This window comes from Solemya velesiana gill symbiont (genome assembly GCF_002020805.1).
Lineage (GTDB): Bacteria > Pseudomonadota > Gammaproteobacteria > Chromatiales > Chromatiaceae > Sedimenticola_A.
Genome location: NZ_MPRJ01000046.1, coordinates 1 through 18,665 on the forward strand (window position 1 = coordinate 1; position 18,665 = coordinate 18,665).

The 18,665-nt window shown below is 57.8% G+C and carries 18 protein-coding genes and 4 pseudogenes; 13 read left to right on the plus strand and 9 right to left on the minus strand.

From position 1 onward, the window contains the following. Window positions 1-117: pseudogene (locus tag BOW53_RS07925) on the minus strand (transposase); the annotation flags it as partial. Between the two features lie 20 nt (window positions 118-137). Here BOW53_RS07925 and BOW53_RS07930 point away from each other — a divergent pair. Together BOW53_RS07930 and BOW53_RS07935 are read left to right on the plus strand one after the other, a co-directional pair. After that, window positions 138-362, plus strand: a complete 225-nt coding sequence (locus BOW53_RS07930; protein ID WP_135607046.1) for a hypothetical protein — start codon at window positions 138-140, stop codon at window positions 360-362. Further along, window positions 359-694 (plus strand): branched-chain amino acid transporter permease, encoded by a 336-nt coding sequence (locus BOW53_RS07935; protein WP_078487382.1) that lies wholly within the window; start codon window positions 359-361, stop codon window positions 692-694. Before BOW53_RS07930 ends, BOW53_RS07935 begins: the two co-directional genes overlap by 4 nt. Window positions 695-749: 55 nt before the next feature. Here the strand turns inward: BOW53_RS07935 and BOW53_RS07940 are convergent, their stop codons facing one another. The 7 genes and pseudogenes from BOW53_RS07940 to BOW53_RS07970 form a co-directional block, all read right to left on the minus strand. Further along, on the minus strand, window positions 750-1,007 hold the full coding sequence (locus BOW53_RS07940; RefSeq protein WP_078487384.1) for a DUF1289 domain-containing protein: 258 nt from the start codon (window positions 1,005-1,007) through the stop codon (window positions 750-752). After that, window positions 988-2,734 (minus strand): annotated as a pseudogene (ggt, locus tag BOW53_RS07945) (gamma-glutamyltransferase). The gene BOW53_RS07940 and the pseudogene ggt overlap by 20 nt, the downstream one beginning before the upstream one ends. 125 nt (window positions 2,735-2,859) lie before the next feature. Next, window positions 2,860-3,111, minus strand: a complete 252-nt coding sequence (locus tag BOW53_RS07950) for a YfhL family 4Fe-4S dicluster ferredoxin (protein ID WP_078487386.1) — start codon at window positions 3,109-3,111, stop codon at window positions 2,860-2,862. A gap of 61 nt (window positions 3,112-3,172) precedes the next feature. Beyond that, the gene (coaD, locus tag BOW53_RS07955) at window positions 3,173-3,640 is read right to left on the minus strand and encodes a pantetheine-phosphate adenylyltransferase (RefSeq protein WP_078487388.1); all 468 of its coding nucleotides are present in this window, start codon (window positions 3,638-3,640) and stop codon (window positions 3,173-3,175) included. Window positions 3,641-3,762: 122 nt separating this feature from the next. Next, window positions 3,763-4,368: a 16S rRNA (guanine(966)-N(2))-methyltransferase RsmD gene (gene rsmD / locus BOW53_RS07960; RefSeq protein WP_078487390.1), complete on the minus strand. Its 606-nt coding sequence runs from the start codon at window positions 4,366-4,368 to the stop codon at window positions 3,763-3,765. Then, the gene (locus BOW53_RS07965; protein ID WP_245832047.1) at window positions 4,340-5,665 is read right to left on the minus strand and encodes a M16 family metallopeptidase; all 1,326 of its coding nucleotides are present in this window, start codon (window positions 5,663-5,665) and stop codon (window positions 4,340-4,342) included. The genes rsmD and BOW53_RS07965 overlap by 29 nt, the downstream gene beginning before the upstream one ends. 1 nt (window position 5,666) lies before the next feature. Then, window positions 5,667-7,034: a M16 family metallopeptidase gene (locus BOW53_RS07970; protein WP_078487392.1), complete on the minus strand. Its 1,368-nt coding sequence runs from the start codon at window positions 7,032-7,034 to the stop codon at window positions 5,667-5,669. 186 nt (window positions 7,035-7,220) lie between these two features. Here BOW53_RS07970 and ftsY point away from each other — a divergent pair, with 186 nt between their 5' ends. The 11 genes and pseudogenes from ftsY to BOW53_RS08025 all read left to right on the plus strand — a co-directional run bounded on the left by ftsY (window position 7,221) and on the right by BOW53_RS08025 (window position 17,896). Further along, entirely contained in the window at window positions 7,221-8,216 is a 996-nt protein-coding gene (gene ftsY, locus BOW53_RS07975) for a signal recognition particle-docking protein FtsY (RefSeq protein ID WP_078487394.1), read from the plus strand. Between the two features lie 21 nt (window positions 8,217-8,237). Further along, window positions 8,238-8,924, plus strand: coding sequence for a cell division ATP-binding protein FtsE (gene ftsE / locus BOW53_RS07980; protein WP_078487395.1), 687 nt, complete (start codon window positions 8,238-8,240; stop codon window positions 8,922-8,924). Further along, window positions 8,914-9,882, plus strand: coding sequence for a permease-like cell division protein FtsX (gene ftsX / locus BOW53_RS07985; protein WP_245832048.1), 969 nt, complete (start codon window positions 8,914-8,916; stop codon window positions 9,880-9,882). The genes ftsE and ftsX overlap by 11 nt, the downstream gene beginning before the upstream one ends. Before the next feature lie 125 nt (window positions 9,883-10,007). After that, window positions 10,008-10,859 carry an RNA polymerase sigma factor RpoH gene (gene rpoH, locus BOW53_RS07990; protein ID WP_078487397.1) on the plus strand — a complete coding sequence of 284 codons (852 nt, stop codon included), beginning with the start codon at window positions 10,008-10,010 and terminating at the stop codon, window positions 10,857-10,859. Between the two features lie 326 nt (window positions 10,860-11,185). Further along, a complete protein-coding gene (locus BOW53_RS07995) occupies window positions 11,186-11,485 on the plus strand; it encodes an ACT domain-containing protein (RefSeq protein WP_078487399.1) in 300 nt (99 codons plus the stop codon). Window positions 11,486-11,487: 2 nt separating this feature from the next. Continuing rightward, window positions 11,488-11,787, plus strand: a complete 300-nt coding sequence (locus tag BOW53_RS08000) for a hotdog fold thioesterase (protein ID WP_078487400.1) — start codon at window positions 11,488-11,490, stop codon at window positions 11,785-11,787. A gap of 97 nt (window positions 11,788-11,884) precedes the next feature. Beyond that, window positions 11,885-13,185, plus strand: a pseudogene (locus BOW53_RS08005) (phenylacetate--CoA ligase family protein). A gap of 129 nt (window positions 13,186-13,314) precedes the next feature. Continuing rightward, window positions 13,315-15,202 (plus strand): annotated as a pseudogene (locus BOW53_RS13540) (thiamine pyrophosphate-dependent enzyme). A gap of 20 nt (window positions 15,203-15,222) precedes the next feature. Beyond that, window positions 15,223-15,825 (plus strand): indolepyruvate oxidoreductase subunit beta, encoded by a 603-nt coding sequence (locus BOW53_RS08015; protein ID WP_078487408.1) that lies wholly within the window; start codon window positions 15,223-15,225, stop codon window positions 15,823-15,825. Window positions 15,826-16,154: 329 nt separating this feature from the next. After that, a complete protein-coding gene (locus tag BOW53_RS08020) occupies window positions 16,155-16,556 on the plus strand; it encodes a rhodanese-like domain-containing protein (protein WP_172838827.1) in 402 nt (133 codons plus the stop codon). A gap of 2 nt (window positions 16,557-16,558) precedes the next feature. Beyond that, entirely contained in the window at window positions 16,559-17,896 is a 1,338-nt protein-coding gene (locus BOW53_RS08025; RefSeq protein ID WP_078487404.1) for a class II 3-deoxy-7-phosphoheptulonate synthase, read from the plus strand. Between the two features lie 292 nt (window positions 17,897-18,188). On the opposite strand, the gene BOW53_RS08030 is transcribed toward BOW53_RS08025, so the two are convergent. Further along, on the minus strand, window positions 18,189-18,665 hold a 477-nt coding region (locus BOW53_RS08030; RefSeq protein WP_216641094.1), incomplete at its 5' end, for a cache domain-containing protein.

Sequence of the window (18,665 nt, forward strand, 5' to 3'; positions counted from 1 at the left end):
TACTGCCTTGTAGACGGGCTTGAGGTCCGCCATAAAGGCCTTCTGGTTCTTGGAGGCCACATATTTCATCGAGTTGCGGATCTGGTGTATCACGCAGAGTTGAACCTCTGTCATTGGGGGCACTGCTGGGCAGTACCGTGAGCTTTGATACAACCGGCATGGATTTCGCGCTGACCGCCCTGTTCGTGGTGCTGCTACAGGAACAGTGGAAGAAGCTGCACGAACCCTTTCCCTTTGCCGCGGGACTGGTGACAGGCATTACGGCACTGGCTCTCTGGCCCCAGCATATGCCGCTAGTCTCCATCGGCCTCTCCATTCTGATCCTGCTCACCCGCTATCGCCCCGGGGAGAGTACATCATGACCGGGGGAGCCAGCGGCTACCTGCTGGGCGTCATCCTGGTGATGACAGCGGCCACCTTCCTCACCCGGCTGATACCCTTTGTGCTGTTGAAAAACCGCCATGACCATCCGGTGCTGGCGTTCCTGGGCCGATACACACCACCCATGATCATGACCCTGCTTGTACTCTACAGCCTCAAGGGGATAGAGCTTGGGATAGCACCGCAGGGCGCACCGGAGTTGATCGCGGTCACCGTGACGGCACTTCTGCATCACCTGTGGGGTAATGCACTGCTGAGCATCTTCAGTGGCACAGGGGTATATATGATCATGCTTCAGTCCGGCGTCCTGTGATAAACAAAAACAGCGGCACCAGGCCGCTGTTTTGCATTGAGCTGTCGCAAGCTGTTTATTTGATCGGCATACCGATGCCGATACCGCCGCCTGCCTGGTCATCTTGCAGTTTACGGGCGATTTTTCCAGCCTTTTCACCCACAAACGGGGTGAACTCTTCGATGTTCTCGTAATCCATATCGACTGCATACTTCGCCACGCGCTGCATCAACATGCGAGTCTCGGCAATCTCTTCATGGCTACGACCGCAACCCTGGCAATGGGTGCCGTCCTGGGTGCAGAAATCACCACCTTTACACGGACTGAACTGCATATCTATCTCCTGTATTAAATCGATAATGGACGTTGCAGGACAGCATAATAACCCTGCAACAATTGTCAACGCACAGCGGCCGAACCAACCCCCTGGGATCACTCGCCGCCCCCATCTCATCAGTGCCCCGGTCTTGAAAAGCCGCCTGCATATTGCTGTAGTTACGCTCCAGTGGTTTCAGCTTATGCCCCATCCGCTGCAGCGCCTCCTGCTCCTGGCCAGAGAGGACGCCAGGTTCGAACTGAATATGATCCGGTAGGTATTGATGATGATAACGCCCCTTGCTCACCCAGTACTGGGGGCCCTTGCCGGAAGCCAGTTCCAGTATCCCGTGCAGCACCATGGTGATGATACGGCTCCCCCCAGGTGAGCCGAGCACCGCAACGCCGTCATCCGATTCGACAAATGTTGGCGTCATGCTGGAGAGCATACGCTTCCCAGGCGCTATGGCATTGGCCTCTCCTCCAACCAGTCCATAGGCATTGGGCACCCCGGGACTGGCGGAGAAGTCATCCATCTCATCGTTGAGCAGAACCCCTGTGCCCAGCACGACGAAACAGGAACTGAAGGGATAGTTGATACTCAGGGTTGCCGATACCCGGTTGCCCTCGGCATCGATGATCGAGAAATGGGTGGTGTCCGTACCTTCGGTCACGTCGCTTTCTTCGCTTATCCTGCTTGGCGTGGCCCGGTGCAAGCTGATGCTCCGCCCCAGGCCGGCCGCATAGTCCTTGCTGATGAGGCGATCCACAGGCACATCCACGAAATCGGCACGATCCCTGTAGGCGCGCCGCATCGCTTCCACCACCAAGTGCTTGCGCTGAACCTCATCCATGGTCTGCAGGTCGTATCCTTCGAGGATATTGAGCATGGTGATCAGGGCAATGCCTCCTGATGAGGGCGGTGCCGCACTGACAACCCGCATACCCTTGTACTCACCGATCACCGGCTTGCGCTCGACCACCTTGTATTGTGCAAGGTCATCCAGGCTCCAGATACCCCCCGCAGCCTTCACCCCCTCCACCAGTTTCTTCGCCAGCGTCCCCTTGTAGAACCCATCACGACCCTGCTCAGCCAGGAGGGAAAGGGTATCCGCCAGGTCGGGTTGCTTGATCCGGTGTGCCGCTGGCGGCACCTCACCTTTCAATAGAAACTGCGCACTGACTGCCGGTGACTCCAGCAGCACGTCCCTGCGCCACTTGGCCAGTCGTCGGTAGTGCTCATCGACAAAAAAAACCTTCACGGGCGATCCTGATCGCCGGTGCCAGGCTCCGGGATAGCGGCAGCCGCCCGTATTTTCCCGCAATATGCGCCAATGCCGCCGGCTCACCTGGAATGCCCGCCGAGAGCGGACCATTGATGGAAAGCCCGGGCACCACCTTGCCGTCTGCATCCAGGTAGAGATCGCGATGGGCCGCCAGCGGCGCCTTCTCCCGCCCATCGATCATCACCTGGTAGCCATCGCTGGCACGATGCAGCAACCAGAAGCCGCCACCGCCGATGCTGGAGCTGTAGGGCTCGACAACCGCGAGCACAGCGCTCACTGCCACAGCCGCATCGAAGGCGTTGCCGCCCTGGGCGAGTATCTCGTGTCCGGCCTCGGTGGCCATGGGATGGGCTGTTGCCATAGCCGCCTTGCCATCCGCCAGGAGAATGCCCGGGATGGCCAGGCACTGGAGAGACAGGCAAAAGAAAAGAATCCTGGGCCTGCATCTCGCAAGCAACATGATAAAGACGTTCATTTCACCCCATCCTGGAAGAAGCGTTGTTTTGCGCTAACGATAGCATTCAGCATAGGCAATAAAAAAGGCCCCATGAAGGGGCCTTTTCGAATGCGATGAACCAATGGAGATCAGCCTTCTTCCTGCAGCTTCTCGAACTTGGCCATCAGCTCATCTTCTGTCTCTTCGTGGTCGGGATCCTTCGGAATGCAGTCTACGGGACAGACCTCAACACACTGGGGCTCATCGTAGTGGCCAACGCACTCGGTGCACAGGCTGGGATCAATCTCGTAGATCTCATCGCCCATGTAAATGGCGCCGTTGGGGCACTCGGGCTCGCAGACATCACAGTTGATGCATTCGTCAGTAATCATCAAAGACATTTTTCTTAACTCCTGAATACAGGGCCTGGGCCCCTCTACTCAAACACGTGGTAACTCAATTCTATTCTTTCAGTGCCGCTTCCACGGCAGGATGGACGAACTCTGACACATCTCCACCCAGTGCTGCAATTTCTCTTACCAGGCTGGAGGAAATATAGGCAAAATTCTCTGCCGGCGTGAGGAACATGGTTTCAACCTCCGGCGCCAGTCGCCTGTTCATCCCCGCAAGCTGAAACTCGTACTCGAAATCCGACACCGCACGCAGCCCACGCAATATCACATCCGCCCCGTGTTCTCTTGCGCAATCCACCAGCAGCGAGTCAAACTCGCAGATCTCTACATTATCAATGTTCGACAGCACTTCCCGGGCCAATGCCACTCGCCTCTCCAGGGAAAAACGAGGCTCCTTGCCGGGACTGGCCGCAACCGCAAGGATGACACGATCAAACAGGGTGGAAGCCCGCTTGATCAAGTCGCTGTGTCCATTGGTAATCGGGTCAAATGTTCCCGGGTAAATTGCTACGGGCATAGTTTAATGATCCCCGGTGATCGATATCAGCATAGCGTTAACAGGCCCTAGATCCTGACATCTGGTGGCGGGATGATAGTATCCATGGATTCAAAGTCAAATGACATTTTGCAATTTTCGCCTCAATTACCCCGCAAATAGAGAAAGAAAGCCACCTGGCCTGCCTTTTTCTCCTTGAGCTGCTGCCAATTGGCCGGCAGAGGGGGGGGAAGTTTCTTGTGGGCATCCATCTCGATATAAATCCGCGCCTCTGGCGCCAGCCAGCCATTGGCTTCGAGCTTTTCGCAGCACCCTTCCAGCAGATCATCCGCGAAGGGCGGATCGAGAAAAACAATTTCAAACGGCTCAGAGGGCCCGTCCAGCCAGGTGGATGCATTGGCCTGTTGGATGACTACATTTTCCAGTCCGAGCAGTCCGCAATTCTCCCTCAACTGGCGCACCACCACGGGAGCAGTGTCCAGCATCGTCACACTGCCCGCTCCACGGGACGCGGCTTCAAAACCGATGGCGCCACTGGCCGCAAAAAGGTCCAGGCAGTCTGCTCCGGGTAATATTGACATCAGCCAGTTGAAAAGCGTTTCGCGCACACGATCAGAGGTAGGCCGTAGCCCCACGTGATCGGGGAAGCGCAGCTTGCGCCCACCGTGCTCACCCCCGATGATCCGGATCTGGTTGCTCTGGCCCGGTCGCTTGCCGGGTCTAGCTCCCTTGTTCGGACGACTGACCATTGCCTACTACGATGGTTACGAAATTGTCAGGTTTCAGGCGTCGCTTAAATGCATCCCTGATCTGTTCACCGGTGACAGACTCCACCTTGCCGACGAAGGCATCCAGGTAGTCCAGGGGAAGCCCGTAAAAACCAATCATTGCCAGATACTCAACGATATTGCTGTTACTGGCAATGCGCAGGGGGAAGCTGCCGGTTATGTTGCGTTTGGCTGCAGTGAGTTCATCCTCTGTGGGCCCATGCTCGATAAAACGCTTCAACGTCGTTCGCATCACCTCGGTGGCCTCCTCCACCTTGGCGTTCTGGGTCTGGGCACCCATGATGAAAGGACCGTATCTGCGCATGGGAGAGAAGTAGCTGTAAACACTGTAGGATAGGCCCCGCTTCTCACGCACCTCTTCACTGAGCTGGGACACCAGTCCACTGCCACCCAGGATGTGGTTGCCAACGTAGAGAATGAAGTAGTCGGGGTCCCCACGACGCATGCCCGGCTGCCCCATCAGGATGTGACTCTGGGAGGATGGAAAGGCGATATCCTGCATATCAGCAGCATTCAGGGGACCCACTTCCGGCAACTTCGCTGCCGGTTCACCCACAGGCAGCCCGGAGGCCAATTGCTCTGCCAGGGTCTCTGCAGCAGCCCTGTCCAGGGCACCGACAATGGCGACGGTGGCATTCTTCGCAACGTAATAACGCTTGTGATAGGCAAGGATATCCTGGCGTGTGATGGCTGCCAGGGACTCCTGGGTGCCGCCGCTGTGAATGGCGTATGGATGTGAACCGAACACCGCCTTCCAGAAAGCCTTCTTTGCCACGGTTCCCGGGTTCTGCTCACCGCGGCGCAGGGAAACCTGCATCGCCTGGCGATTGCGCTCCAGGTCGGCCTCCTCGAATCGAGGCTCTGCCAGTACGGCTGCCAGTGATGACATCGCCACCTGGTAGGCGGCGGGATCTGTAAGCGAGCGAATCGATACCCACGCCATGTCCCGTCTTGCACCTGCACCGATCTCAATGCCGAGGGATTCCAACCGTTCTGCCAGCTGGTCGGCATTCCACTGCCCTGCGTCATCTGTCAGCAGGGCGTTGGTCAGCACCGCAAGACCGGGAAGATCGCTATCCCGTGCACTGCCTGCATCGAACACCACCCTGATATCCACCATCGGAAGGTCCGGGGCCGCAACGAACATCACACTGGCACCGTTGGCGGTCTGCCAACTCTCGATTTTGGGTCCTGCCTGGACCGCTTGAGCAGTAACCAGTCCGATCAGCAACAGCCCCAACAGGACACTCAGTCTCATCTTAACGACCATGGCTGTTCCCCCGCATTGCAGCCGTGGTCGAGTTCCCGGCTGAGAGTGGTAACGGCTCGAGCACCGTAACCGTCAGTTGATCCTGGTTCAGGTATTTCCGTGCCACCGCCTGGACCTGCTCAGGGGTTACCGCCTTTATCTTGTCCACGTACTGATCCAGCAGGGGCCAGCCCAGGCCGATGGTCTCCAGGATGCCGATCTGCATCGCCTGGTAATAGACCGAATCGAGATCGTAGATCTGTTCTGCCACCACCTGGGCCTTCACCCGGTCCAACTCCTGCTGGCTGACCGGTTCATTCTTGATAAGTTCGATCTCGGCAAGCAGTGCTTTTTCCAGCTCCTGCATGCTCTTCCCTTTGGCCGGCGTGCCATCCATCAACAACATCCCGGGAAGCCGGGAGAAGGCGCTGTAGCTAACCCCTGCAGAGACCGCAATCTCCTGCCCGCGCACCAGGTTGCGACTGATTCGGGCGCTGTCCCCCCCATCGAGAATCGCGACCAGCATCTCCAGCGCATAGGGCTCCCACTCCGCATCGGTGGAGTTGAGCACCGGGGTCTTGAACCCCATGATCAGGTAGGGTTCTTTTGCCGGCACCTTGACCACGCTCCTTGCCATACCCCGCTGGGGCGGCTCGCGCAACGGCTTGGTCTTGGGTGTGTCTTCCGCTTTCAAGGGGCCGAAATATTTTTTTGCCAGGGCGTGTACCTGCTGAGGCTGCACGTCTCCCACTACCACCAGGGTCGCATTGTTGGGTGCATACCAGAGACGATACCACTCACTCAGATCCCCCACTTCCATATTATTGAGGTCGTTCATCCAGCCAATAACCGGATTGCCATAGGGCAGGCTATTGTAGGCCAGCGCATTGAACTGCTCGTAGGTGAGCGAGGTGGGTTTGTCCTCGGTACGCAATCTGCGCTCCTCCTTCACCACCTCCAGTTCCTTCAGAAACTCACCCTCGGGCAGGGTTAGGTTGCGCATTCGGTCGGCCTCGAGTTCAAAGGAGACCTCGAGACGATCAGCGGAGATCTTCTGGTAATAGGCCGTGTAGTCACGCCCTGTAAATGCGTTCTCATCTCCCCCGTTGGCGGCGATAATGCGAGAGAACTCACCAGGCGGATGGCTCTTGGTACCCTTGAACATCATGTGTTCCAGCACGTGGGAGACGCCGGTCACACCGTCCGGTTCATAAGAGGAGCCCACCCTGTACCACACCTGGGATACCGCAATGGGTGCCCCGTGATCCTCTTTCACGATCACCTTCAAGCCATTGTCGAGCCTAAACTCGTGGACCTCGCCCTGTGCCACCACGGCAGTGGCGGTCAGAAAAAGCAAGGCAGCAAAGACACTTCTCATTATTCATTCCCTTTGTACGAATTGGGATAGGTTGAAACTGCTCAAAATGTTAGGATTTAGCCCCAACAGCCGGTCTTCAACGATGATGCATTCTTTCAGAGCACATCAAACCAGTGCAAGACCTCAATCTGATTTAATGACAAAACTCACCGCACGGGGTTCCCCTGCAGTGCTGGAAAACTGTAAATGTTTGGATTTGGAAAACGAAAAGCCAAGACGGAGAGCCAGGCACCTATCGAGGAGCAGCCATCTCCAGAAGAGCAGCAGGGGCTTTTTTCGCGGCTGAAAAGCCGCCTTGCCAAGACCCGCAGCAATCTCACTGACGGCCTAGCAGACCTTCTGCTCGGCAAGAAGAGCATAGACGAGGATTTACTAGAGGAGTTGGAAACCCTGTTGATCACCGCCGATGTCGGCGTGGATGCCACCTCCCGGATTATCGACGACCTGACAGGCAAGGTGAGGCGCAAGGAGCTTTCTGACCCGGAGACCCTGAGCAGCGTGCTCAAGGAGGACCTGCTGAAGATCCTCGAGTCATGCGAACAGCCGGTCAAGCCATCCGGCGAAGGCAAGCCCCAGGTGATCCTGATGGTCGGTATCAACGGTGCAGGCAAAACCACCACCATCGGCAAGCTCGCCAAGCGACTACAGGAAGAGGGACAGAGCGTGATGCTCGCTGCAGGCGACACCTTCCGCGCTGCCGCCGTGGAGCAGCTTCAGGCCTGGGGCGATCGCAACAGCATTCCCGTGATTGCCCAGCACACCGGTGCGGACTCCGCCTCCGTGATTTTCGATGCCCTGCAGGCTGCCACATCCAGAAACGTCGACGTTCTTATCGCCGACACTGCCGGCAGACTCCACACCAAAACCAACCTAATGGATGAGCTGTCGAAGATTGCCCGGGTGATGAAAAAGATCGACCCCGACGCCCCCCACGAGGTGATGCTGGTGGTGGATGCCACGACCGGACAGAACGCACTGAACCAGGCAAGCCAGTTTGACAAGTCCGTGGGCCTCACGGGTATTACTCTGACCAAACTGGACGGCACCGCGAAAGGCGGTATCGTATTCGCCATAGCTGAAAAACTGAAAGTACCGATCCGTTTCATTGGCGTCGGAGAGGCAATCGAGGACCTGCGCCACTTCGAACCAAAAGAGTTCGTAGATGCACTATTCGAGCAGTAAAACGTATAACTGAATAACCGGATGATCCATTTCGATAACGTCACAAAACGCTATCCCGGCGGGCACGAGGGGCTGAAGAATGCCAGCTTTCATATCGAGCCCGGGGAGATGGTATTTCTGACAGGACACTCCGGTGCCGGAAAGAGCACCCTGCTCAAGCTGATCGGCCTGCTGGAGCGCAGCACCCGGGGCCAGGTGCGGGTGGCGAGTCGTAACCTGACACGACTGAAGAGGAGAGAAACCCCTTACCACCGCCGGGAAGTCGGAATGATCTTCCAGGATCACCGCCTGCTCTACGACCGCACGGTTTTCGACAACGTCGCCATACCCCTGGTGGTGTCAGGCGTTGGCCACCTGGAGACCGGCCGGCGAGTCAGGGCCGCGCTGGACAAGGTGGGTCTTCTGAACAAGGAGAAAGCCTACCCCATCACCCTCTCGGGGGGCGAACAGCAGCGGGTGGGGATTGCGCGGGCGGTGGTCAGCAAACCCCCCGTCGTGCTGGCCGACGAACCCACCGGCAACCTGGACCCCACCCTCTCCCGGGAGATCATGCAGCTGTTCGACCAGTTCAACAGCGTCGGAGTAACCCTGCTGATAGCAACCCATGACCTGGCGCTCATCTCCCGCATGAACAAGCGCATCCTGACGCTCCAGAACAGCCGCCTGATACGGGATATCGCTCCCGAGGAAACCATCGGTGGCAACTAAGCGGAAGAAGGCCACTCACACAGGCCAGCGCCGCAGCCTGCGACTGGACATCTGGTTTATGCGCCACCTCCAGGTCAGCCTATCCAGCCTCGGGCGCCTGAGCCGTAACCCCGTTTCCACCCTGATGACTGCCGCAGTGATCGGCATCGCCCTCTCACTGCCTATCGGCCTCCATCTGCTGCTCAACAATGCCCAGCAACTCAGCGGAAACTGGGACGGTGCAGCCAGCATCTCCCTGTTCCTGACCAAGGAGACCGGCCAGGAGAGCGCGACAAAACTGGCCGCCAGGCTACGCCTGCAAGACGAAATCGAACATGTACAGCTGATCAGCCGGGAAGAGGCCCTTGAAGAGTTCCGCACCCTGAGCGGTTTCTCCTCGGTCCTCGACAGCCTGGAGGGTAATCCGCTGCCCAATGTACTGATCATCGAGCCCGGTGAAAAACACAGCTCACCTGAGGCTGCAGAACAGCTGCTTGGGGAGTTGGAGAAGATCCGCGAAGTGGAGTTTGCCCAACTGGACCTCCAGTGGGTACGCCGATTCCAGGGCATCACACAGATCGCAAAACGGGCAGTCTGGGTGCTCGGCACCCTGCTGGGCATCGCGGTACTGCTGATCGTGGGCAACACCATCCGGCTGGAGATCCAGAACCGCCACGCCGAAATCGAGATCACCAAGTTGATCGGCGGTACCAACACCTTTATCCGGCGTCCCTTTCTCTACAGCGGTTTCTGGTACGGCCTGTTCGGGGGAATCATCGCCTGGTTGCTGGTTACCCTCTCCCTTATTCTGCTGGATAGTCCGGTGGAAAAGCTGGCCGGCCTGTACGGTAGCCAGTTCGGTCTCTCGGGTGTCGACCTGACCACCTTCGCCCTGCTGCTGGGGGGGAGCTCCCTGCTCGGCCTCTGTGGTTCCTGGATCGCCGTGGGCCGCCACCTCAGTGAAATAGAACCCACCTGAAACCGGTCAATATTCGTGAACTTTCCACCTTATTAGCACTCTCAGAGAGGGACTGCTAAAATAGCTGGCACTCTAAATTCAAGGGTGCTAATATAATACCGTACTGATTCAATAGGTTATTAGAGATGAGCAAAGAACTCGCCATTCCGACAACCCTGCCTACCGGCAACATCGACGCTTACATCAGCGCTGCTTACCAGCTGCCGATGCTCAGCGCCGAAGAGGAGAAAGACCTCGCCGTCAAGCTGAGGAATGACAACGACCTGGAGGCCGCACACACCCTCGTGCTATCGCACCTGCGGTTCGTGGTTCGTGTTGCCCGTGGATACTCCGGCTACGGCCTTGCCCTGCCTGACCTTATCCAGGAAGGCACCGTCGGCCTGATGAAAGCGGTGCGCCGCTTTGATCCCGACATGGGCGTTCGCCTGGTCTCCTTTGCCGTGCACTGGATCAAGGCCGAGATCCATGAGTTCGTTCTGCGCAACTGGCGCATCGTCAAGGTAGCCACCACCAAGGCACAGCGCAAGCTCTTCTTCAACCTGCGCAGCTCCAAGAAGCGTCTCGGCTGGTTCTCCAAGGAGGAGGTCGACGGCGTGGCTGAAGAGCTCGGCGTAAAGCCGGAAACCGTCCTGGAGATGGAAGCGCGCCTGAACAATTACGATGTGGCTTTCGACGGCGCGGCCAACGATGATGACGACAAGCCGGTAACCGCTCCTGCGGGCTACCTGGCGGACATGCGCATGGAGCCGGCCTCCCAGCTTGAACAGCATGACAGTGAGAGCAACGACAAAGAGCAGCTCTACCTGGCACTGCAGGGACTCGACGATCGCAGCAAGGAGATTCTCCAGGCACGCTGGTTGTCGGAGAAGAAAGCGACCCTACACGAACTGGCAGACAAGTACGGCGTCTCCGCCGAGCGTATCCGCCAGATCGAAAAGGCGGCCATGAAGAAACTGAAGACCCAACTGGTCGCCTGACACAGTCATTAAACTCATCCATCAAAAAGGGCGGTTTGATACCGCCCTTTTTCTTTGCCCCCATGTTTCCGCGGGCGTCCTGTTCCGCTGGCTTACTACCACCACCAGAAGACGCCTGCCAAAACAATCCCCCGGACCTCCCAACACTCAATTTCCCAGTCTTTTACCCTGTTAAATCACCACAGATAATTTCCACACACTAATTGACGTATACGTAAACGGCAGCATAAAATCCTTAGAAATAGTGGCTCTATTATGAGTTGGGTTCGACGACGTCTTGATGCAAATCCACAAACTGCACAGATCGACAGGCAGCCGCCCTGCTGGTGGCAGACAAGCTGCCGGATTCCGACTTCCTGCTGGACATCACAGGTTGTGGCCTGCGCGACAGCACCCGCATCGCCGTACACCTGCCTGACGAAATCGGAGCCCTGGGACGCCTGATGGACCGGGTCAACGACTTCGGTGGCTACATCGCCACCGTGGTATCTCCTCTCTCAATTGATGAAACAGGCAACCGCGTAGCCATAATTCGCTACCGCTCCAGCAACCCCGAGTCCCTGGACGACCACCTGCGCGGCCTTGGGTACGACCTGGTCACCGAAGAGCTGCCAACCAGGCATTGACGATGAGTGACACCGCGATGACACCAGGGCAGATCGGCCGCTGGATGGCGCGGGAAGACCACTATGCCCGCCTGCTCGGCATGGAGCTGGAAGCGGTGGAAGAGGGCTATGCCCGGGTAGGAATGACCGTCACAAGCGACATGCTCAACTCGGTGGGCATCACCCACGCTGGCGTCACTTTCGGCATGGCCGACTTCGCCTTCGCCGTGGCTTCCAACTCCCATGGTACCGTGGCCGTGGCCCTGACCGCTCAGATCAGCTACCCGGCGGTCAACAAGGAGGGCGACAGGCTGATCGCCTAAGCCCGGGAAGAGAACAAGAGCGGTCGCACCGGCACCGTGTTCCGGCGTAGCGATGCGATCACGGAATGGATGAACAAAGACTAACTAGGGGAACGCAATGATCCTGCACACCGACTTCGAAACCCTGCCCCGTGAAGACCTAGAAGCACTTCAACTGAAGCGGCTCCAGGCCACTGTCGAGCGCTGCTACCACACGGTGAAGTTCTACCGCGACGCCATGGACGAACTCGGTGTCAAACCGAGTCACATCAAGAAGCTATCGGATGTGCAGCATCTTCCCTACACCAAGAAGGAACACCTGCGGGAGAACTACCCTTTCGGCCTGTTCGCCGTACCCACCGACCAGGTGGTGCGGGTACACGCCTCATCAGGCACCACGGGCAAGCCCACGGTGGTGGGCTACACCAAACGCGACATCAGTACCTGGGCCCAGCTGGTGGCGCGCTGCCTGGCCGCCAGTGGCATGCGTCCCGGCGACCGCCTGCACAACGCCTACGGCTACGGCCTGTTCACCGGCGGACTGGGCCTGCACTATGGTGGCGAGGAGCTGGGTGTGATGACCACCCCATGTCCGGCGGACAGACCCAGAAGCAGATCATGCTGCTGCAGGACTTCGAAACCACCGCGATCAGCTACACCCCCTCCTACGCGCTGAACATCGCCGAGGAGGCAGAGGCCATGGGCGTTGATATCCGCAAGCTGCCCCTGAAAGTGGGTATCCATGGCGCCGAGCCCTGGACCGAGGAGATGCGCTACGAGATCGAGTCCCGCCTGGGCATAGACGCCATCGACATCTATGGCCTCTCGGAAGTGATGGGACCCGGCGTGGGTAACGAGTGCATCGAGGCCAAGAACGGCCTGCACATCTGGGAAGACCACTTCCTGGTGGAGTGCGTGGACGTGGATACCGGCAAGCCCCTGCCCTACGGCGAGGAGGGCGAGATCGTCTTCACCTCCCTGACCAAGGGGGCATTTCCCATTATCCGCTACCGTACCCGGGACATCTCGATGCTCGACCCCGCGCCATGCAAATGCGGCCGCACCCACGTGCGCATGCGCCGCATCACCGGTCGCAGCGACGACATGCTGATCATCCGCGGCGTCAACGTCTTCCCCTCCCAGGTGGAGTCGGTATTGATGAAGAGCGAGACCCTCTCTCCCTTCTACCAACTGGAGGTGTTCCGCGAGGGCAACATGGACACCCTGGTGGTCAACGTGGAGGCGAGCCCACCACTGATGGAGCAATCCCGGGAGGCGAGGGACAACCTGGCCCAGAAAGTGGTTCGGGACATCAAGGACTTCGTCGGCGTCAGCTGCAAGGTGATTATCAAGGGTGTCGGCGAGGTGCCACGCCCCCAGGGCAAGGCCGTTCGGGTCATCGACCACCGTAAGAAATAGGGCGGGATTCTCCGTCCCGGAAAATGGGCAAGTGCAAGGCTATTTACCTTTACGTTAACGTAAACCTTGGATCATAATACCTACTCCTAACAGGGTAAATAACAGAGTAAAATACACAGGATTAAAAATATGAGTGCAGTCAATCCCCTGCCGGCTACCGAACGGCGTTTCATGTCAGGCAACGAGGCCGTGGCCCACGGTGCCTGGGAGGCTGGCTGCAAGGTGACTGCCGCCTACCCCGGCACGCCCTCTACCGAAATCCTCGAGTACTGCTCCCAGTATTCGGACATGTACTCCGAGTGGTCCATCAATGAGAAGGTCTCACTGGAGGTAGCCATCGGCGCCTCCCTGGCCGGCAGCCGCGCTGCTCTGCGCCATGAAGCACGTGGGACTCAACGTCGCCTCTGACGCGCTGATGACCCAGACCCTGATCGGGGTCGGCGGCGGACTGGTGATCGCCGTGGCTGACGACGCGGGCCTCTCCTCCTCCCAGAACGAGCAGGACTCCCGCTTCTGGGGCCGCTTTGGACACGTTCCGATCCTGGAGCCTGCGGATTCCCAGGAGGCGTACGAGATGACCAAGTACGCCTTTGAACTGTCAGAAAAGTTCGACACACCGGTTATCCTGCGCATGACCACCCGCATCTGCCATGTAAAGGGCGTGGTCACTCCCGGTGAGCGCAAGGAGTTCGAACTGGCCGAGGGCTTCCAGAAGGACCCGGCCGGAATGGTGATGACCCCGGCCAATGCCCGTTTCCGCATTCCCATGATGCATGCACGGGAAGAGGAGATGAAGAAGTTCACCGAGGGACACGAACTTAATATCGTCATTGAGGGCAGTGACAAGCGCGTGGGTTTCGTTGTTTCGGGTCCCACCTTCATGCACGTGCAGGAGGCCTTCCCCGAGATGCCGGCGATCAAGCTGGGACTCAGCTACCCCGTACCCATGGAGCAGATCCGCGAGTTCGCCAAGCAGGTGGACCAGCTGGTCGTGGTGGAAGAGGTGGAGCCCATCCTCGAGACAGAGATCAAGGCGGCCGGAATTCCCGTGCTGGGCAAGGAGATCCTGCCCCGGGTGGGCGAATTGGCACCCAACGTGCTGCGCCCACCCATCAATAAACTGATCGGCGAGGAAGTCATTGAGGCGGCACCGACGACTGAAAAAGTCCCCGGGACAAAGGTCGATATCAACCCGGCGGACAATCTCTTCCCCCGCCCGCCCACCATGTGCGTGGCCTGTCCCCACCTGGGTATCTACTACTGCCTCTCCAAGATCCCCAAGACCAGCATTTCCGGGGATATCGGCTGTTATACCCTGGGCGCCGGCCACCCCTGGAATGCCCTGGACACCACCATCTGCATGGGCGCCTCCATGGGTGTCGCCCTGGGCCTGGACAAGGGTCGCGTGGAAGCGGACAAGGACAAGAAGATCATCGGCGTGATCGGCGACTCCACCTTCATGCACATTGGCATGCAGGGATTGCTGGACATCACCTACAACCGGGGCAACGTGACTATCCTGATCCTGGACAACCGGGCGGTGGGGATGACCGGAGGCCAGTACAATCCCGCCAGCGGCCGCGACATCCACGGCGAGGAGTCCTTGCGGGTGGATTTCCCGAAGATCTGCGAGGCCATGGGAGTCAAACCCGAGCGTATCCACGAAGTAAACCCCTACGAGCTGCCAACCCTGTTCAAGATACTGCGAAAAGAGACCAAGATCGAGGACACCTCGGTGATCATCACCAACCAGCCATGCGTACTGGTGGACTTCTACAAGCACAAGCCAGCCTATACCGTGGACGAGGAGAAGTGCACCGGTTGCAAGAACTGTATCGACGTTGGGTGCCCGGCAATCCATGTCACCCGTCGCTAAACCGTGGTCAAACCCAACGGCAAGGAGAAGAAACTGGCGTTCGTGGAGATCGACAGCCAGACCTGTACCGGTTGTGACCTCTGCCCCAAGACCTGCGGCCCGGACGCCATCATCCCCCTGGAAGGTTTTACCCGGACATAATCTGAGAATTGGAAAGAAGCGTGAGCGAACAGAAAACCACCAACATCCTTGTTTCGGGCATCGGCGGCCAGGGCGTAATGACCGCTGCCGAAGTGCTCTCCCAGACCGCACTGGCCCAGGGCTACGACGTCAAGAAAACCGAGGTGGCCGGCATGGCCCAGCGCGGCGGCGTTGTCACCTCCCATGTGCGTATCGGTGAGCGGGTGCTCTCCCCCGCCATCCCTCCTGGTGAGGCGGATATCCTGGTGGGTTTCGAACCCGCAGAGGCGCTGCGCTGGTGTAAGCACCTGCGCCCCGACGGCGTCGCCATGGTCAACCGGGTGAAGCAGGAGCCACCGGTGGTCAGCCTCGGCCTGTTCGACTACCCGGCCGATCCCATCGGTCAGATTGAACATCTTAGCATCAACGTACACGCCTTCGATGCCGGCGCCATCGCCCGGGACCTGGGCAACTTCCGCCTGGTCAATACCGTAATGCTGGGGGCCATCGCACGCTACCTCCCCTTCTCTCCGGAGATCCTCAAAAACAAGATTCTCGACCGCTTTCGTCAGAAAAAACCGAAACTGGTGGAGATCAACGAAAAGGCATTCGAGGCAGGACAGGCGGCCGAAGCCGCATGTTAAGTTGATATAACGCCAAGAGTACAGAAAAGACGTAAAGGTCGCTGAGGTTATTGTAGCTGCCAGGCAGGATGGGTTTCGCTAAAGCTCACCCCATTCTTCATTCTAATTTACCGTTCCTCACCACTTTCAGAAAGATTGATTAACTGTAAATGCTTTGTGGGAGCCGCGCCCTCGCGGCGAATCAAGCCTGCTTCAGGCCATGTGGCTAAATTAACTGCCATCATCGGGCCGAGGCGGCCCTCCCACTGTGCATTCCTTTCAACCCTTTTCCATTGCACCCTGCAATGGGTATAGTTGCAGTCACTTTTGGCAAAGAAACAAGACATACCATGACAAAGTGGATTCTTATACTTGGCCTGCTGTTCAGCTCTCTGGCAGCCCATGCAGGGCTCAACAACATCTCCAACCAGGAGCTCCAGCAGCTACTGGACCAGGGGGTACCCATCATCGATGTGCGCCGTCCGGAGGAGTGGAAGCAGACCGGCGTGGTGGAAGGCAGCCACCTGATGACCTTCTTCGACAAGAAGGGCAATTACGATGTGCGCAAGTGGCTGCAGGGCCTCTCGGAGATCGCCGACCAGGATGAGCCCTTCATACTCATCTGCCGTACCGGCAACCGTACCGAAATTATCGGCCGCTTCCTGGCCAACAAGCTTAAATTCGGCCAGGTCTATAACGTGGAGAAAGGAATCACCCACTGGATTTCCAAGGGCAACCCGGTAGTGAAATAGATATGGGCGACTGGCACCCGGAATCCTGGCAGAAGCGGCCTGCAAAACAGCAGGCCGGCTATCCATCCAAAGAGGCCCTCGACGGAGTCATCACACAGCTCTCTTCACTGCCGCCACTGGTCACATCCTGGGAAGTGGATGCATTGAAGAACCAGCTTGCGGCAGCGGCAAGGGGCGAAGCCTTCCTGCTCCAGGGTGGAGACTGTGCCGAGAACTTCACCGACTGTACCTCGCCGATAATCACCAACAAGTTGAAGATACTGTTGCAGATGAGCCTGGTGCTGATCCACGGACTCAACAAGCGTGTAATCCGGATCGGGCGCATCGCCGGCCAGTACGCAAAACCCCGTTCCGCGGACAGTGAAACCATTGACGGCGTTACCCTGCCGAGCTACCGGGGCGACCTGGTCAACGGCCCGGAATTCACCGCCGAAGCCCGGGTGCCGGACCCGGTGCGTCTGCTGCGAGGCTATGGCCGTGCGGCCATGACGCTGAACTTCATCCGCGCCCTTTCGGACTGCGGCTTCGCTGATCTCCACCACCCTGAGAACTGGGACCTGGACTTCGTTCGCCATTCCGCAATGGCGGACAAGTACCACAAGATCGTAAAAGACCTCTCCCACTCCCTGCACTTCATGGAAACCCTGGGTGGTGCGGAAAACCCCGAAATCAACCGTGTGCAGTTCTACACCAGCCACGAAGGCCTGCATCTGCACTACGAACAGGCCCTGACCCGGCAGGTACCCAACAAAACGGGGTTTTACAACCTCTCAACCCACCTCCCCTGGATCGGCTTTCGCACCGCCGAACTCGATGGTGCGCACATCGAGTATTTCAGGGGTATACAGAACCCGGTCGGAGTGAAGGTAGGTGCCGGCATGTCGGAAACCTACCTGCAGGAACTGGTGGAAAGACTCAACCCCGACGACGAACCGGGTAAACTGGTGCTCATACACCGTTTTGGCGCACATAAGGTGGCCGATGGCCTTCCTGGCCTGGTCAACGCGGTTCAGCGTACAGAGCGCAACGTACTCTGGATCAGCGATCCCATGCACGGCAATACCGAATCCACCGCCAGGGGAGTGAAGACCAGGCGCTTCGAGAATATCCTCTCTGAGCTCAGCCAGTCATTCGAGATCCACAAGGCGGAGGGTTCTGTGCTCGGAGGGGTTCATTTCGAGTTGACTGGAGATGATGTCACCGAGTGTATCGGTGGTGCCCGGGGCCTTGACGAAACCGGCCTGGAACGCGCTTACAGGACCCAGGTGGATCCTCGTCTCAACTACGAACAGGCCCTGGAGATGGCCATGGCCATCGTTGAGAATCAGGCCGCAAAATAGGATGTCAAGGTATTGCGAATTATCAATGCATATAAGTAATCGCTTATGCTGAAATATCGCCATTGATCACCGGGAGGGTGGCCAAAGGCAGTATCGTAGTAGTGTCACCCTCCTGTTGGTCTTTATCTCCTCCTTTGAAGAGGGCCGCACCTACATTCTGCGGCTCTTTTTTTTGGCCAGGGATGGCCTTATGTCGCGAAGTGAATGGATATCCGGGAGCGTCGATGTACAGAATATACGGACAGGAAACAGCTCCTGTACTTCCACCCGCTACGGCGGTCAGAAAAAACTGTTACTCGTAAATACCCGCACCCGTGAACATATTACGCCCGGGAACAGCTTGTATGTAACTGATTTTCTTGGATGAGACCTTGTAATCGCCATCCGGTTTTGGATACATGTACTCGACCCAGCCTTCGCCTTTTGTCTTGGCAAGTACGATCATCTCCTGGATTGGATATTTTGGCGGATCGCTCTTGTCCTTCCATTCCAGAAAATTTTTGCCGACGACCTTATCTGTCCGGAAGCTACGGGCGAGCATGGTTCCGTCGTAGTCGATGACAAACACATAAATCCCCTTCCATGTAAATCTTCCCTCTTTGTCATTAATTACCTCGAATGCAGCGCCATCTCCTTTCTCTGTAATCAGCACAGCGGCATCTTTAACTTTCGGCGGTTTCGGATAATAAGTGCAATTGGTAGTTGAAGGGCCAGCTGGTAGAGTCGGCGCTTCTCCCGACCAAGAGACGAAGCACTTATGAGCTACAAC

Excerpts from the sequence above, each read along its gene's own strand:
- BOW53_RS07940 (WP_078487384.1), bottom strand. The coding sequence starts at position 1,007 with ATGCAGTTCAGTCCGTGTAAAGGTGGTGATTTCTGCACCCAGGACGGC.
- ftsE (WP_078487395.1), top strand. The coding sequence starts at position 8,238 with ATGATCCATTTCGATAACGTCACAAAACGCTATCCCGGCGGGCACGAG.
- coaD (WP_078487388.1), bottom strand. The coding sequence starts at position 3,640 with ATGCCCGTAGCAATTTACCCGGGAACATTTGACCCGATTACCAATGGA.
- BOW53_RS07965 (WP_245832047.1), bottom strand. The coding sequence starts at position 5,665 with ATGAGACTGAGTGTCCTGTTGGGGCTGTTGCTGATCGGACTGGTTACT.
- BOW53_RS07970 (WP_078487392.1), bottom strand. The coding sequence starts at position 7,034 with ATGAGAAGTGTCTTTGCTGCCTTGCTTTTTCTGACCGCCACTGCCGTG.
- BOW53_RS08000 (WP_078487400.1), top strand. The coding sequence starts at position 11,488 with ATGAGTGACACCGCGATGACACCAGGGCAGATCGGCCGCTGGATGGCG.
- BOW53_RS07935 (WP_078487382.1), top strand. The coding sequence starts at position 359 with ATGACCGGGGGAGCCAGCGGCTACCTGCTGGGCGTCATCCTGGTGATG.
- BOW53_RS08025 (WP_078487404.1), top strand. The coding sequence starts at position 16,559 with ATGGGCGACTGGCACCCGGAATCCTGGCAGAAGCGGCCTGCAAAACAG.
- rpoH (WP_078487397.1), top strand. The coding sequence starts at position 10,008 with ATGAGCAAAGAACTCGCCATTCCGACAACCCTGCCTACCGGCAACATC.
- ftsY (WP_078487394.1), top strand. The coding sequence starts at position 7,221 with ATGTTTGGATTTGGAAAACGAAAAGCCAAGACGGAGAGCCAGGCACCT.
- BOW53_RS07950 (WP_078487386.1), bottom strand. The coding sequence starts at position 3,111 with ATGTCTTTGATGATTACTGACGAATGCATCAACTGTGATGTCTGCGAG.
- BOW53_RS08020 (WP_172838827.1), top strand. The coding sequence starts at position 16,155 with ATGACAAAGTGGATTCTTATACTTGGCCTGCTGTTCAGCTCTCTGGCA.
- rsmD (WP_078487390.1), bottom strand. The coding sequence starts at position 4,368 with ATGGTCAGTCGTCCGAACAAGGGAGCTAGACCCGGCAAGCGACCGGGC.